The following is a 14,038-nucleotide window of genomic DNA, read 5'->3' as shown; positions in this document are numbered from 1 at the left end:
CTCATTCGCTCCTGATCGCCCAGAATTGCATCTCCAGGCCCGGGAACTCACCGGCTATGTGAAAACCAAAGCCGTTGCTTTCCTGCATGGTCGCCCACGCGGCGTTACGCCGGTCCAGCTCGAAGTAGCAAAAACCGGCATGGAAGGGCAGGTCGCGAGGGGCCACCGGCAGCGGTAGCAGCGGGATACCCGGCAGTTGCAGCGGCACCAGGTCGTTGAGTGCTTCCAGCGAGGTGACCTTGGCTTTCTGGATGAACTGCTGGCGCAGGGTTTCTGGCGGCAGGCTGGCGCGGACCGCCAGAATGAACTCGGCCTGGTCTACCAGGCGCCGATCATCCAGGGTTGTTGTCAGCACACCATAGTCATGGGCATGTAGCGGCAGGGAGATGGCGCGGGGTTGCAGCACCGTGCTTAGAATCCGACGCAGGGTATCTTCCAGCAGCTTGAACGATGGCCGCAGGGCGCTGTGCTGATACGCCGGGTAGTCTTGCGGCAGCCTGCTTTCATCTGTAAAGGTCACCAGCTCGCCACAGGCCTGGCTCATGCTCAGGTAGAGCTGCTCGGGGTGGACATGCTGCTGGCGTGACAGATGCTGGAAGCACGGCCACCAGCGGTTCATGGCTTGCAGCAAATTGAAATCGCGAATGTCGGCGATACCCGACTGGCCGCCTGCGCCGATCCGTGCCGCGAGATTGCGGGCGCGTTCACGCAGGGTGTTGCTGATCTCGTCTAGATACCGTTGCAGTGCCGGCACCGCACGTACCGAAACGCTGGTCGGATAGAAATTCTCGTCCAGTTTCAATGCGCCGTTCGGGCTTTTCTCGAGAATCCGCGCCAAGGCCAGGCGGCTATAGCCGTTGCGGTCCTCGCTGTTGCGCTTGATCTGCAGATTGGGCACTGCTAACTCGACCTGGACCAGATCACCATCTGCGGTGTGGGTGTCTTTGATTTCCTCGGCGTGCGCGGTGTACCGAAAGTTGGCGGCATCGTCGGGCCAGCTCACTTCGCGGCCACCTTCGGTGCGCAGCGGCAGGCACAGGTAGATCTCGCCGTTTTGCGATGCGTCGTCGTCGATTTCCAGCGGTGGCGGCGGTGGCAGGTCAGCGGGGATATCGAACACTGTCCCGTCCGGCATGATGCCGCGGGCTCGGGTGATGGCCACCTTGCCCAGGCTCAGGTATTCATCGTTGAGCTGCAGTTCGCTGAAGCCAAAAAAACCGGGGTTCAGGCTGCTCAGGCGCTGATGAAACGCAGCCTCGCTGGCGCGTGCTGCCTGCTGGAAGTGCTGCGGTTTGACGAACAGCCCTTCGGGCCAGAGAACGGGATTACGTGAGCTCATGGGCGCTCCGGATCGAGAAGTTAAAAGGCAGGGCGCAGGTGCAGGAGAGACTCATCAGTCTTCCTCCTTGAGCACGATCTGCGTGTCATTGAGCAGCACCGAGAGCACGACCTGACGACCCCGTGGGGTGATGCGCAGTACCTGCCCCCAGGTCGCGTCGTTCTGCTCGCGGTAGTCGCCGATCACGGCGATGAAGCGGGTGTCGGCGTGAATCGGTTCGAAAGGTATGAACTTGAACTGCCCTGGCGCGAGCACGTAGTCGTCATCGCGTATATAGGTGCTGCGCAGCACCTTGGCCGGGTCTTCATCCAGCAGCTGATACACGCTGTTGCGCAGCAGCGAGTCATCGCGCAGCTGCAGAATCTTGATCGCAATAGGCGTGGCAATTGGTTCAGCCGTTACCTCGGTGGCACTGGGCAAGGTCAGCACTACTGCCGGGTCGTCATAGCTGCCGAGAGTGCTGTCGTCGTCAGCCGCAAAGGCCAGGCTGCCACTCTGGTTTTGCTCGCTTAGCGCTTGCGGATATTGCTGCTGAAGGTAGTCGAACAAGCTGCCGACTTTTTCCACCAGCGCCTGCGGATCCTCCGCGGTCAGGCTGATGGCATAGGGGCTTGGTCGAAGCGCGCTTTCCTGCTCGGCGTAAGTGGGTGCGCTGTTGGGGTTGCCGTTGAGGGTAGGGCTGGCGTTGATGCTGAAGGCGACCTGAGTGGGATGATCCTCAGGCGGTCCGATCGGCAATGAGTGATCCAGCGCCACCTGGCTCATTCTGCTCAATGAGGTGCATCCGGCCAGGCCAAGCAGTGCCAGCCACAGAATGGTGATGGACTTATGGCGTTTCATGCTTGCTCTCCGGCGATAAGGCGCTGTAACGCGTCGGCGTTTGCTGGCGGTGTATCCAGCAACGCGTCCAGCGCGGCCAGAGGGTCATGGCCGAGCGGCCGGTCGAACGCGGTGCAGATATCGACGGTGCCTTGTTGCGCTGAAACTTCGATCTGCCAAGGATCCGCCGGAGCGTCGGCGATCAGGGCGTCGAGCAGTCGCTGGCCAGGTGCGAACAGCTCCTCGAGGGACTGCTCGTCGGCTGGGTGCTGCTGGCAATGCACATGGACGCGATAGCTGCCGATGTGCAGCCGGTCGCCTTGTTGCAGGCGCACGGGTGAGCGCTCGCCGAGGCTTCGCGGGGTCTCATTGAGGTAGGTCTGGTTGCACAGGTCGACGGCGCAGAAGCTGCCCTCGATCCAGCGAATTTCGCAGTGCAGCGGCTGGATACGCTGTGCGCGGTCCCATAGCAGCCAGTCGGCTGGTCCGCTGCCGATGGTGCCGCCGTTACGATCGAATCGATGGCGGGCGATTACGCCGTGTGCGAGCCGGTCGATATTGCCGATTACCAGGTCGAGGGTGTTCATGCGCGCCCCCTGATGCGGACCACTGGGCTGCTTTTGCCATGCTTGTCATCGACGAAACTGGTCCAGCCCAGGTGCGCACCCTGGCTGCGGTGCAGGCAGAACGGAGACAGCGCGTGCTGTTTCAGCCGCAGCTCAAGGTCGTAGGCCAGGCCGTCGCGCAGGAGAAAGCCGATCAAGGCGCGCAGGCGACCGAAATTGACTCCACTTGGCAGCAACTGGCGCAGCTGGGCCTGGTCGAGGTCGCTGATCAGGATGGTGAACTTGCTGCTGCGGGTGCGAGTACGGTTACCGACCATGAAGGTACTGCCCAGGCAACCGTTGGCTCGACCAAGGCTGACCGTCTGCCTGATAGCGGTAGGCACTGACCGGCTCTCGAATTCACGGATCTGCACACTGCTCAAGTCGAAGCAGTGGGCGATGATGCCTGCTACGGTCCCGGGCGCACGGCTGCGGCTGGCGATTACGCCAGCAAAGCTGAGCAGGCGACTCCACGGCAGCTCGGTATCGCCACGCAACTGCTTGTTGTCCAGGCCAATCAGGGCGAAGACATACTGCGAAAAGCCGTCAGTGGCGCCCGCCTGGAAGCGAATGTAATAGCGGTACTTGCGCCAGATACGGTGCAGCAGGCTGAGCAGGTAATGATTGAAAAAGTCGAAGAAGGCCGGGCGCACGCCGATGTCGTGGGCATGGTCGTAGGCAATCTGCTCGAGGTAATAGGTTGGCAGTGGCGAGTCAGTGCCGTGCAGGCCCATAAAGGTGGTACAGACGCTGTAGCGCTCGGCCTGATCGGAAAATCGCTCTGCCTTGACTACATCTGACACGGGAAAGGTCAACCGCGGATCGCAGCCAAGCCTCACCCGCAGCCGTGTCGCTTCGTCTGGCCAGCGCGGCTCGAGGTCGTCGCCGTGCAGGCCGTGCAAACGCTCCAGCAACTGGAAAAAGTTGTACTGGTGCGCCTGGGCGAGCAGAGCTTCGGCTAGATCAGCGGTTGTCTGCCGGTCAGCAGTGGCCATGTGTAGTGCTCATTGTTGGTGGTATTGATCACTTCCAACTGGTGGAAGGAATTGATGCTGGCGTACAGGGCGAAGAACTGAGAGAGCACACAACTGAACAGGTACAGGTCGCCCTCGCAGGAGAAGGCGTCCTGGTTCAGCTTGAGCTGGGTGCGCAGCCCGCGGATCGGCTGGCCTTTGATCTGCCAGTCCAGCGGCGCCGTCTGCACATCGCAGATACCGTCCAGGCGCTTGCGCGTGGCGCGCGCTTGCTGGATGTCATGCAAGGCGGCGAAGTCGTAGGCGCCGATGACTGCCTTGAGCGGTTCGGCCGACAGCAACGACAGGTAGTTGAGCGAGAGGTTGGAGATCAATGCCCATTGCAGGTCGCCGTCCAGCACCGGTCGATAGGGGCGGGTAGGGCGGCAGATGTTGCGGTAGCTGGCCAGCGGTGGCGTGATCTCGGTGATCACATCGATGTCGCCGATCCCCAATGCCAGCGGCAGGTCGCGATTGGTGCAGGTGAGATCGATCGAGGCGGTTTCGAGTTGTTCGATGTAGGCGGTGGCATCCCCGCGTACAAAAGCGATGCGCTGAATCACGCCATTGCCGCGCAGCGAGTTCTCGATTTCGCAGTGGTAATAGAGCGCCGTGCGCCCTTGCACGTGCTCGATCTCGTGGGCAAATGATTCGAAGGGCCGGAACGTGCGCAGCGTCTCACCCGGCGTACCTTCGCCCGTGGTGCGCGTGCTGACGACCCGGTCGACGCTGAAAATCTCGTAGGCGTCGGCGCGATTGCCGTTGGGTTGCAGTTCTACCTGGGCGTCGCGCCCCGACAAGTCGATAGGCTCGGCGCTGTGCTTGAACAGGTTGACTGCAGGGGTGCAGAACAGGCCGAAGTCGTCTTTGCCCACACGGATCGAGCTGGGCAGCTGGCGGGTAAAGTGAAACTCCAGCCGTACACGTTTGCTGCTGTGGCCAGGCCAGAGCTTGGCGAGCCCCGTCAGGCTGAAAAAGTGGAAGCGCTGCGGGCAGACGAAGTACTCCTGCAGGATGCGATAGCCGTCGAACACATTTTGCGGATAGGGCAGCAGCGCTTCATCAGGGCTGAAACCAGGGAACACGATGCTGCTGGCCGGCAGGCGGCGCACTTCGCCATCGATACTCACGCTGATATGTTTGAGGTACTGCGCCAACCACAGGTAAAGGGTCTGCGCGCAGCGATCCTCGCCGCTCAGATGAAAGTCCAGGCGTTCGCAGTCGAGCGTGTTCAGCGGGCGATCAACCAGTGTCTGCAGGTCGATACGCACGCTGGAGTTGTCCAGGGTCTGGGTCGCGTCGACGTCGTTGATGGCGAAGGGGTGTAGTTGTACCTCGGTGCAGGTGCGAAATTCGCAGGCGACCCCATCTACCTCTCTGGAAAAAAGCCTCGCACCCTTGGCTACCCTTTGTGACTGGGTCAGCGATTGCGGCTGCGGGGTAAATTGCACAATGGTGGCGCTGGGCAATGGCCGCAGGTAGTTAGGCCACAACAGCTGCAGCATCGGGTGGGTCAGTTCCGGCATGTCGTCTTCGAGCTTGAGCCGCAGCTTGGCGGTCAGAAAGGCGAAGCCTTCCAGCAGGCGCTCGACATCCGGGTCACTGCTGTCCTTGCCGAGAAATCGGCTGAGCTGCGGGTTGTCTCGGGCGAAATCGGTGCCGAGTTCGCGCAGATAGCGCAGCTCTTCGCTGAAACGGTCTTTTAACGACATGGTCACTTCACTCGGGTGTAACGGCTGTGCCCGCTCACCAGCAACTCGATCTGCAGTTGTTCCGCGTGGTTGTTGACCTGCACCTGGCAATCCAGATGAAAGTGCAGCTCCAGCGGGGCATGTGCATCGGGCACGGCCTGCAGCGCATGCACTGCGATCCGTGGTTCGAAACGGTCAATGGTGTGGCGGATGTCGGCGCTGACCTGCTGCAGCAAGTCACCGCGGCTCAAGTCGTGGCCGTTGAAGTCGCGCAGGCCGAGTTCAGGGCTGCTTTGCGAGCAGCCCTCACGGCAATTGAGCAGGGTTTCGAGGTGTTGCTTGATCACCTCGAACTTGCGCCCACGCGCTTCACGCCGAGACGACTGGACGTTGGCTGTGGCCTTCACTCCCAGCCGGTCAAACAACCCGGTCACTGCGTGTCGAGCCGGCCAACCAGCGAGATCTCGAAGTTCGCACCCATGTATTTGAAATGCGGGCGCACGGCCACCGAGACCTGGTACCAGCCCGGATCACCGGCGACGTCGGAGACTACAATCGCTGCGGCGCGCAGTGGCCGGCGACTGCGAACATCAGCCGAGGGGTTTTCCTGATCGGCAACGTACTGCTTGATCCACTTGTTGAGTTGGTTCTCGAGGTCGCTGCGCTCCTTCCAGCTGCCGATCTGCTCGCGCTGCAGGACCTTGATGTAGTGCGCCAGGCGGTTGACGATGAACAGGTACGGCAGTTGCGTGCCGAGCTTGTAGTTTGTCTGCGCCTGCAGGCCCTCAGGGGTCTTGGCGAAGGTCTTTGGTTTTTGCACCGAATTGGCTGAGAAGAACGCGGCGTTGTCGCTGTCCTTGCGCATGGTCAGGGCGATGAAGCCTTCTTCCGCCAGCTCGAATTCCTTGCGATCGGAGATCAGCACTTCGGTAGGAATTTTCGCCTGCAACTGGCCAAGCGACTCATACAGGTGCACCGGCAGGTCCTCGACCGCGCCACCCGACTGTGGGCCAATGATGTTCGGGCACCAGCGGTAGCGGGCAAAGCTGTCGTTGATGCAGCTGGCCAACAGGAATGCCGAGTTGCCCCACAGGTAGTTGTCGTGGCGGCCGTCGATGTTCTCGTCATAGTTGAAGCTGTCGGTCGGTTGCTCCAGGTGGTGGTAAGCGGATCTGAGCATGAAGCGCGGCCCAACCAGCGCGGTATGGCGGGAGTCTTCACTGTCGCGGAAGGCGCGCCACTTGGCATGGCGTGGGCCGGCGAAAATGTCTTTCACCTCTTTCAGATTGGGCAGGTCTTCAAAGCTGCTCAGGTTGAAAAACTCGGGGGCGGGTGCCGTCAGGAACGGCGCGTGAGACATGGCACCGACCGAGGCCATATAGCTCAGCAGCTTTATGTCCGGTGAGGAGGGGCCGAAGCTGTAGTTGCCGAGCATGGCGGCAATCGGCTCGCCGCCGAATTGGCCGTAACCGGCGGTGTAAACATGTTTGTAGATACCGCTACAGGTAATATCGGCGGCATTCTCGAAGTCATCGAGCAAGTCGTCCTTGCTAACGTGCAGGACTTCAAGCTTGATGTTCTCGCGAAAGTCGGTACGGTCGACCAGAAGCTTCAGGCCACGCCAGGCGGACTCCAATTGCTGAAACTCAGGCTGGTGCAGGATCGCATCCATCTGCTTGCTCAGCACTCGGTCAACTTCGGCGATCATTTGATCAACCCGGTGCTTGTTGATTAGTTGATCTGGCTCATTGCTTTTGAGGATTTCTGCAATAAAGGCCGCAACCCCCTGTTTGGCGACTTGATAGCCTTCCTGGGTTGGCGCCAGCATTGTTTCGGCCATGATCTGATCGAGTAATGTGACGGTGCCCAGGGTTTCAGTGGTGAGTTCGGCAGCAATTGCTGTGTCGGTCTTGCTTGGCATCGGCGGGCTCCGTCTTATTGGTCTTGTTTGGGCGCGTCGAGCACCAGGTTCAGCTCTTGTGCAAGTTGCTTGCGCGCCGGCTCGTCGGTCAGCAGTTGCTGCAGTTGTTTGCGGAACGCCGGGACATTGCCCAGTGGGCCTTTAAGTGCAACTAACGCTTCACGTAGTTCCAGCAGCTTGTTCAGCTCCGGCACCTGGCGGGCGACCTGGTCAGGTCCGAAGTCGTTGATCGAATTGAACTGCAGGTGCACCGCCAACTCGGTATCGGTGGCGGCGCTGAGCATCGACGGCACCGACAGGCACAGGCTGACATCGGCATCTCTTAGCACATGATTGAAGGTGTGCTTGTCGATGCCCATGACCTGGCGGTCTTCGACGGTGCGATTGTCTTCCAGGCCAAAGTCGCCTAGGACCAGCATTTTATGCGGCAGCTCTATTTCGGCCTGCTCGCCGCCGGTGGCGGGCACATATTTGATGTTGATGCGCTCTTTGGGAGCGACGGAACCGTTATTTTTCGCCATAGAAATGCGTAACTTCCTGTTATGTTTGTAGGAAATCTCTCATTTGGAGAGTTAAGTTATTTTATTTATGTAGGAAGCATCCTACATAAGTGCAATATTCCTGTTTAGTTGTCCGGTGAGCGACTGACGGCTTATTAAAACCTTGCGCGCAACATGGCTTTTTGGTCGAGCGAAAAAGTGTAAGGAAATATTTGCCTGTATGTTTTGTTCTCGCTGGATTAGTGTTCTTTCCCTCAGTGATCCTCACATATAAATTCTGGCGCTAGGCTTGTTATTTAAGAAAATTCCTACGCTCTATTGGGCGTGCGTCCTATTGAATGGAGTTCAATTCGGTGTTAATTCGGAGTGCGTCTGGCATTGTCTTTTCACTGCTGATAAATGCAGGCGAGGTATTGGCCGACCCTGTGCGTGATTGCCCGAGCATTACGTCCAACCTGGAGCGTCTGGGCTGCTTTGACCAGGCTGCTGGAACTCCGGCGCGGGTTGCCAGGCAGAACTGGTCGGTGCCCGAGCAGGATTCCCCCAGCGTGCAGAGCGTCATGACCAACGAGGTCGAGCGGGCGGGTGATGACCTGACCTTCCGCCTTCGAGTTCATGATGATGGCGGGCCCGCGCACAAGCGGCTGGTAATCTCGGCTCCGGCAATCGCCGAAGGCGAACCACGACCCTACCTGGCCATCAGCTGCGTGCAGAACATCTCAAGATTGCAGTTGATCAGCTCGCGCCCCATTGACGCTCGATGGGTCAGGGTCCAGCTGCAAGGCGAGCGCGGATCGACCCTTCCTACACCCTGGCAGGTGATGGAAAACGGCCAGGTGCTGGATGCCGGCCGAGGCTTGCCGGCTATCGAGCAGATCAAGCAGATCATTGGTGCCGAGCGCATCCATGTTGTCAGCGAACACGCAGACCTCAATGGCCTGAGCTTCGATGCCCAGGGCTTGGATCCATTGATCGAGGAGGCGCGCAGAGCATGTCGTTGGTAGCGCCAGTCTCGGCGGAAGAAATTGCGCGGCTGCTTGCGCCGATCGACCCCGCAGCGCCGGCAGGTCTGTTCGACGTGGAGGACGAGACTTATCAGGCGATTGACCAGGAAATGGTCAAACTGGGCGGCATGCAGGAGTCTTCGATCGACTGGTGCTACATCGAGGAAGCGTCGCGCCAGTACTTGAGTCAACAATGCAAACATTTGCGCATCGTTGGTCATCTGAGCGTCGTTTGGCTACGCAGCGCCTGCTGGGAGCGCTGGGGGTTCACCCTGGAGCTGCTTGCGGGGATGCTGGAGCGCTACTGGGAAACTGCGCACCCCAAGGCCGGACCCAAGGGCTTCCTGGGTAAACGCAAGTCAGTCGCTTTGATCATCAAACGACTCACCGATGCGATTTCGCAGTTGGATCGATTTACCTACACCCCGGCCAATGCAGCGGCTGCGCAACGAGCGCTCACCAGCTTGCAGCAACAGGTCAAGTCAGCGCAGCTTGACGCGGCTGCGGTCGATGATCTGCAGCGCTTGCTACTCAAGCAGGTGGACTTTGCCAGCGGTACCGGCGAGCCGACGCAGGTCAGCCCAGCGCCATCACCAAGGGAGGCCGCGCCATTGGCCGAAGCGTTCTTGCCGGCCAAGCCGGGCATCTCTCTTGGCAATGAGCGCGAGACCCGCCGCGCTCTGTTGAGCATGGCCGAATTCATCAATCAGCAGGATATCTATGACCCTACCGGCTTTCAGCTACGGCGCTTTGGCCTATGGGCTCATATTCAGCTGGCGCCTATTGCAAGGCAGGACCAGCGCACCGAGCTGATGGTAGTTCCGGCTGACATCGCCATCAGCTACGAAGAAGCGGTCGCCGGAACTGCAATTGACCCCGCGCTGCTACTTCGGGTGGAGAAAAGCGTAGCGGCTTCGCCCTACTGGATCCGCGGCAGTTTTCTCGCTGCCAGCATCGCCGGTCGGCTGGCAATGGGTGAGGTTGCAGAAGCTATTCGCAGCGCCACTGCGCGTTTCGTACTGCGCCTGCCCGCGTTGCAGTCGCTGTGCTTCAGCGACGGCACGGCTTTTATCGATGAGCAGTGCCTGGCGTGGCTCAAAGGCGGCCATGGCCCGACAGAGCAGACAACGGCTTCGCAAGAATTCAGCAGCCTGCGCGCCGAGCTGGTCAGCCAGCTGGAAGTGGCAGGGGTGGAGCCGGTGCTGCTGCAGCTGCAAGCGTTGCAAACAGACTATCGCTCGCCGCGTGAGCGTTGCCATACCACCGCTATTGCCGCCGACCTGCTCGCCACCAAAGGCGTCTCTTGGTTGGCTCAGGACCTGTGCGCAAGCGTGGTGCGAACCATGCAGCAAACCAGCGCCGCTGCCTGGGAACCAGAGGTGTTCAACCGGCTGCAGCAGGTAGCGGCAACCTCGGCGTTGCTCAACCAGAACAAGGATTAGGAGCCCTCATGAAACAACTCTGGACTGTATTCAAACGTTGGGGCGTGCCGTTGGCAAGACGAGTCGGCCTGGCCCTGCCGATTCTGTTGGGGCTTGGCGCCGTACTCGTGCTGATCGCCATCTGGTGGCTCGGCCCGCACTGGAGCTGGCGTGGCCAGCAACCGCTGGCAAGTGTGACGCAACGCAGCCTGGCCAGCCTGCTACTTGTACTGGTCCCGCTGCTGGCGTGGGCGCTGGTGCTGCGGGCAGGGTTCGCTCGGCTGCAAGCGCAGCGCACGCATGAACTGGCTGCTGAAGCAGACCCTTGCTTGCCGCTGGTGCAGGCACAGGATCGAGCGTTGCAGCGCAGCCTTGAACACTACCTCGGCAATGCTGGCGGGCGTCGAGCTTTGTATCGGCTGCCGTGGTACATGGCCGTGGGGGTGGCGGATGCCGGCAAGAGCAGTTTCATCGAACGTTCCAATCAGCGCTTCGCGCTTACCCGGATCGATCAGGCTCAGACCCGAGGGCATTCGCTGGATACTCTCGCTTATCCAATCGGCTGGTGGATCAGCGATGACGCCGTGATCATCGATCCGCCCGGGGCTTTGATCACCCAGGCAATGGCGAAGACTGAGTCAGGCGATACCTCGTCCGAATCCAATGCTGCAATACCTGCCGGCAGCCAGGCGAAGCTGTGGAATCATCTGCTCGACTGGCTAGTCCGCAATCGAAGCCGCCGGGCTCTCAATGGCCTTTTACTGGTAGTGGATCTGCCAGCCCTGCTGCATGCTTCGCCAGAGCAACGCACCGAGCTAGCCAACACCTTGCGCACCCGGCTGTACGACGTGAGTACTCAGCTAGGTTCGCGCCTGCCGGTGTATGTGGTGATGAGTAAACTCGACTTGCTCGATGGCTTCGACCAGTTTTTCGCGCGCATGCCTGCAAAGGAGCGCGAGCAAATACTGGGTTTCACCTTCAGGCTGGACGCCGTCAATGACTTCGACGCCTGGTTGGATGAGTTCGCCAACCACTACGACAAACTGACCGCTCTGCTCTACGAACAAGTACTCGAGCAGCTGCGGCTATTGGCATGCCCATCCCAGCGGGAGCGCCTCATCTCGCTGCATGCCCAATTCATCGGTCTGCGACCCGTCAGTTTGAATTTTCTCAATGAAGTCCTGGCGAGTGATCGCTTCACCACCCCGGCCTTGGTGCGCGGTGTGTACTGGTCGTCAGTACTGCAGCAGGGGCAGATCACCAATGCGTTCGTTCGCGAGGCGGCCCAGCCTTACGTAATCAAACAGGTGCTGCGTGAAAGCAAGCCGCATGGTCAGCCAGTGGTTTACTTCATCCAGCAACTGTTCGAACGGGTCATCTACAAGGAGGCTGGCCTCGCTGGCGACAATGCCAAGGTAGCCCACAACAAGCGCCAGTTACTGTGGCTTGGCTCTGGTGTAGGAATTCTGGCGCTGGCAGTGGCGACCGCCAGCTGGCAACGCTACTTCGACGTCAACCAGCTGAAAGCCGCTGCTGTACTGGCAAAGAGTCAGGAGTACAGCCTTCACGAGGTCGACCAGCATATCGACCCCACCGGGCGTAACCTGCTAGGTCCGTTGGACCAGATCCGCGATGCAGTAGCTGTGTTCGGTGACTATCGCGGAGCATGGCCTGGTGTGGCAGATCTGGGCCTTTATCACGGGCGCGCAATTGGGCCGAGGGTAGACGAAGCGTACCTGAGTCTGCTGTCCAGAGGCTTTCTGCCTTCGCTGGCGGCTGGCGTCATCAAGGCCATGGACGCTGCGCCTGCCGGCAGCGAGCAGCAGATGGCTGCGCTGCGGGTTTATCGCATGATCGAGGACCGTAGCAATCGCCGCCCGCAGTGGGTAGAGGAATGGATGGCCCAGCAGTGGCAAGCGGCCTTTCCTGGGCAAGGCCAGGTTCAGCGTAATCTGATGCGCCATCTGCATTATGCCATGGCCTACGCCGATACCGATCTGCCGCAGTATCGTCTGCGGGTCAGCGAGATTCAGCGAACCCTGCGCGAATTACCGCTCCCGCAACGGGTGTACAACGCGCTCAAGCAGCAGGCGCAGGAGCAGCTGCACGGCAACCTTGACCTGCGCAATCAGGTCGGGCCTGCGTTCGATGTGGTTTACCAGTCAAGCACTGCAGGCAAACCTGATCATCAGAGCTTGCTGCTGGCAAAGCTGCTCACGGCTGAAGGCTACAAAAGCTATTTTGAGCCTCACAGCGAGAAGATCACCGACATAGCCATGATTGACCAGTGGGTACTAGGAGAGCGCGATCAACTCGACTACTCGGACGCCGACCGTAAAGCCTTGACCGAGCGCGTTCGCAGCCTCTACAGCGCCGATTACGTCAATAGCTGGCGGCAGGCCCTGAACGCTGTTGCTATCACTGACTTCCAGGACCTGAAGCATGCTGTGACGGTACTGGAGCAACTGACCGGTCCTGCTGCGCCTATGCAGCGGTTGCTGGAAACGGTGTCGGAAAATACCTCGCTGAGTTCGTTGCCGGTGGTGCGTACCGGGCAGGAGCAGCCCAATGGTGTCCACCCTGCAGCGAGCATGCCTGAGTCGCCGCAGACCGTGAGCATCCGCCTTGCCTTTGCCGGCCTTAATTCCATGTTGGAAGCCAAAGGCGAGAAGCCTAGCTACTACGATGAAACCCTGACCGCGATCACTGCCGTGCACGACTACGCCAGACTGGTCCACGATAGCCCCGATCGTGGCCGGGCCGCACTGAATGCGGTACTGCAGCGCTTCTCGATGACCGGGCACGATCCGATTGGCACGTTGCAACGCGTTGCCAGCGGCTTGCCAGAGCCGTTCAATCAGCAGGTCAAAAAGGTTGCAGACCAGACCACTCGCGTGCTCAACATCGAAGCGCTGCGTGAACTGGAGCGGCGATGGGATGCCGACGTTTACAGCTTTTTCCAGCAGCGGTTGGCCGGTCGCTATCCGTTTACAGCGGCCGCTGTCGATGCCTCGCTGGATGATTTTGAGGCCTTCTTTGGACCGAAGGGGCGCTTGCAGCAGTTTCAGGATCAGTACCTGACAGTCTTCCTGAAAGACAACATCGAGGCTTTGCAGGCCGACCAATACGGCGAGTCGCTGATCCGCCCTGATGTGATCGCTCAGTTGCAAGCGGCAGAGCGCATCCGCGACACCTTCTTTGATCAGCGCGGCAACCTCAGTGTGCAATTCAGCATCGAGCCGCTTGGGCTCAGCGCCAACCAACGCACCAGTCTGCTGGACCTCGACGGTCAGCTGATTTCCTACACCCATGGCCCGAGCCAGATTACAGGTGTTGTCTGGCCCAATACGCTTGGCCAGCAGGTGCGCAGCAACCTGACGTTGCTCAGGCTCAATGGCAACAGCAGCCGCCTGGAGTACCGCGGTCCATGGTCGATGTTCCGCCTGCTCAGCCGAGGCGCGCTCAACGGTCGCACTGCAACCAGTGTCGACTTGAGCTTCACAACAGGAGAGGGGGTGATGCGCTACCGGTTGAATTCCGAGAAGGCCTTCAACCCGATTACCCAGCAGCCGTTCAAGGGCTTCAAGCTGCCGCGCGGGTTGTTACAGCAATCTTCGAATCTACTCCAGGCGAGCGTGTTGGAGGAAGGCAGGAGTAGCGCGTTTTAAAGCTGGGACAACCCGGCGAGTGACGCAGTCGGGGCCAATAACAATAAGAAAGAGAGC

Annotated in this window: 11 protein-coding genes; 3 read left to right on the top strand and 8 right to left on the bottom strand. The window is 59.9% G+C overall.

The window, feature by feature from the left end:
* Window position 1: 1 nt before the first annotated feature.
* From tssK to tssB, 8 genes are read right to left on the bottom strand one after another with little or no spacing between them, the layout of a single operon-like run.
* The gene (gene tssK, locus FW789_RS13880; protein WP_103436935.1) at window positions 2-1,339 is read right to left on the bottom strand and encodes a type VI secretion system baseplate subunit TssK; all 1,338 of its coding nucleotides are present in this window, start codon (window positions 1,337-1,339) and stop codon (window positions 2-4) included.
* A gap of 54 nt (window positions 1,340-1,393) precedes the next feature.
* The gene (gene tssJ / locus FW789_RS13875) at window positions 1,394-2,179 is read right to left on the bottom strand and encodes a type VI secretion system lipoprotein TssJ (protein ID WP_446431609.1); all 786 of its coding nucleotides are present in this window, start codon (window positions 2,177-2,179) and stop codon (window positions 1,394-1,396) included.
* Window positions 2,176-2,745 (bottom strand): FHA domain-containing protein, encoded by a 570-nt coding sequence (locus FW789_RS13870; RefSeq protein ID WP_446431608.1) that lies wholly within the window; start codon window positions 2,743-2,745, stop codon window positions 2,176-2,178. The genes tssJ and FW789_RS13870 overlap by 4 nt, the downstream gene beginning before the upstream one ends.
* A complete protein-coding gene (gene tssG, locus FW789_RS13865) occupies window positions 2,742-3,758 on the bottom strand; it encodes a type VI secretion system baseplate subunit TssG (protein WP_340612443.1) in 1,017 nt (338 codons plus the stop codon). Before tssG ends, FW789_RS13870 begins: the two co-directional genes overlap by 4 nt.
* A complete protein-coding gene (gene tssF / locus FW789_RS13860) occupies window positions 3,722-5,488 on the bottom strand; it encodes a type VI secretion system baseplate subunit TssF (protein WP_340612442.1) in 1,767 nt (588 codons plus the stop codon). The genes tssG and tssF overlap by 37 nt, the downstream gene beginning before the upstream one ends.
* Window positions 5,489-5,490: 2 nt before the next feature.
* Window positions 5,491-5,901 (bottom strand): type VI secretion system baseplate subunit TssE, encoded by a 411-nt coding sequence (gene tssE / locus FW789_RS13855; protein ID WP_103436940.1) that lies wholly within the window; start codon window positions 5,899-5,901, stop codon window positions 5,491-5,493.
* A complete protein-coding gene (gene tssC / locus FW789_RS13850) occupies window positions 5,898-7,388 on the bottom strand; it encodes a type VI secretion system contractile sheath large subunit (RefSeq protein ID WP_186699674.1) in 1,491 nt (496 codons plus the stop codon). The genes tssE and tssC overlap by 4 nt, the downstream gene beginning before the upstream one ends.
* A gap of 14 nt (window positions 7,389-7,402) precedes the next feature.
* Entirely contained in the window at window positions 7,403-7,909 is a 507-nt protein-coding gene (gene tssB / locus FW789_RS13845) for a type VI secretion system contractile sheath small subunit (protein ID WP_446431607.1), read from the bottom strand.
* A gap of 392 nt (window positions 7,910-8,301) precedes the next feature.
* Here tssB and vasI point away from each other — a divergent pair, with 392 nt between their 5' ends.
* Genes vasI through tssM form a run of 3 tightly spaced genes read left to right on the top strand, consistent with a single transcriptional unit; the run spans window position 8,302 to window position 13,981 of the window.
* Window positions 8,302-8,892 carry a type VI secretion system-associated protein VasI gene (gene vasI, locus FW789_RS13840; RefSeq protein ID WP_446431606.1) on the top strand — a complete coding sequence of 197 codons (591 nt, stop codon included), beginning with the start codon at window positions 8,302-8,304 and terminating at the stop codon, window positions 8,890-8,892.
* Window positions 8,880-10,334, top strand: coding sequence for a type VI secretion system protein TssA (tssA, locus tag FW789_RS13835; RefSeq protein WP_446431605.1), 1,455 nt, complete (start codon window positions 8,880-8,882; stop codon window positions 10,332-10,334). Before vasI ends, tssA begins: the two co-directional genes overlap by 13 nt.
* Before the next feature lie 8 nt (window positions 10,335-10,342).
* Window positions 10,343-13,981 (top strand): type VI secretion system membrane subunit TssM, encoded by a 3,639-nt coding sequence (gene tssM / locus FW789_RS13830; protein WP_446431604.1) that lies wholly within the window; start codon window positions 10,343-10,345, stop codon window positions 13,979-13,981.
* Window positions 13,982-14,038: the final 57 nt, after the last annotated feature.

The sequence above is a fragment of the Pseudomonas sp. 1121_17 genome, from assembly GCF_052850745.1.
Note: the sequence above shows the minus strand (reverse complement) of the source record. Positions and strands in the feature narration are given on the sequence as shown.

What these genes read in the sequence shown, in the direction of transcription:
- tssC (WP_186699674.1), bottom strand. Translation starts at nt 7,388, where the DNA reads ATGCCAAGCAAGACCGACACAGCAATTGCTGCCGAACTCACCACTGAA.
- FW789_RS13870 (WP_446431608.1), bottom strand. Translation starts at nt 2,745, where the DNA reads ATGAACACCCTCGACCTGGTAATCGGCAATATCGACCGGCTCGCACAC.
- tssM (WP_446431604.1), top strand. Translation starts at nt 10,343, where the DNA reads ATGAAACAACTCTGGACTGTATTCAAACGTTGGGGCGTGCCGTTGGCA.
- tssK (WP_103436935.1), bottom strand. Translation starts at nt 1,339, where the DNA reads ATGAGCTCACGTAATCCCGTTCTCTGGCCCGAAGGGCTGTTCGTCAAA.
- tssB (WP_446431607.1), bottom strand. Translation starts at nt 7,909, where the DNA reads ATGGCGAAAAATAACGGTTCCGTCGCTCCCAAAGAGCGCATCAACATC.
- tssG (WP_340612443.1), bottom strand. Translation starts at nt 3,758, where the DNA reads ATGGCCACTGCTGACCGGCAGACAACCGCTGATCTAGCCGAAGCTCTG.
- tssJ (WP_446431609.1), bottom strand. Translation starts at nt 2,179, where the DNA reads ATGAAACGCCATAAGTCCATCACCATTCTGTGGCTGGCACTGCTTGGC.
- tssA (WP_446431605.1), top strand. Translation starts at nt 8,880, where the DNA reads ATGTCGTTGGTAGCGCCAGTCTCGGCGGAAGAAATTGCGCGGCTGCTT.
- tssF (WP_340612442.1), bottom strand. Translation starts at nt 5,488, where the DNA reads ATGTCGTTAAAAGACCGTTTCAGCGAAGAGCTGCGCTATCTGCGCGAA.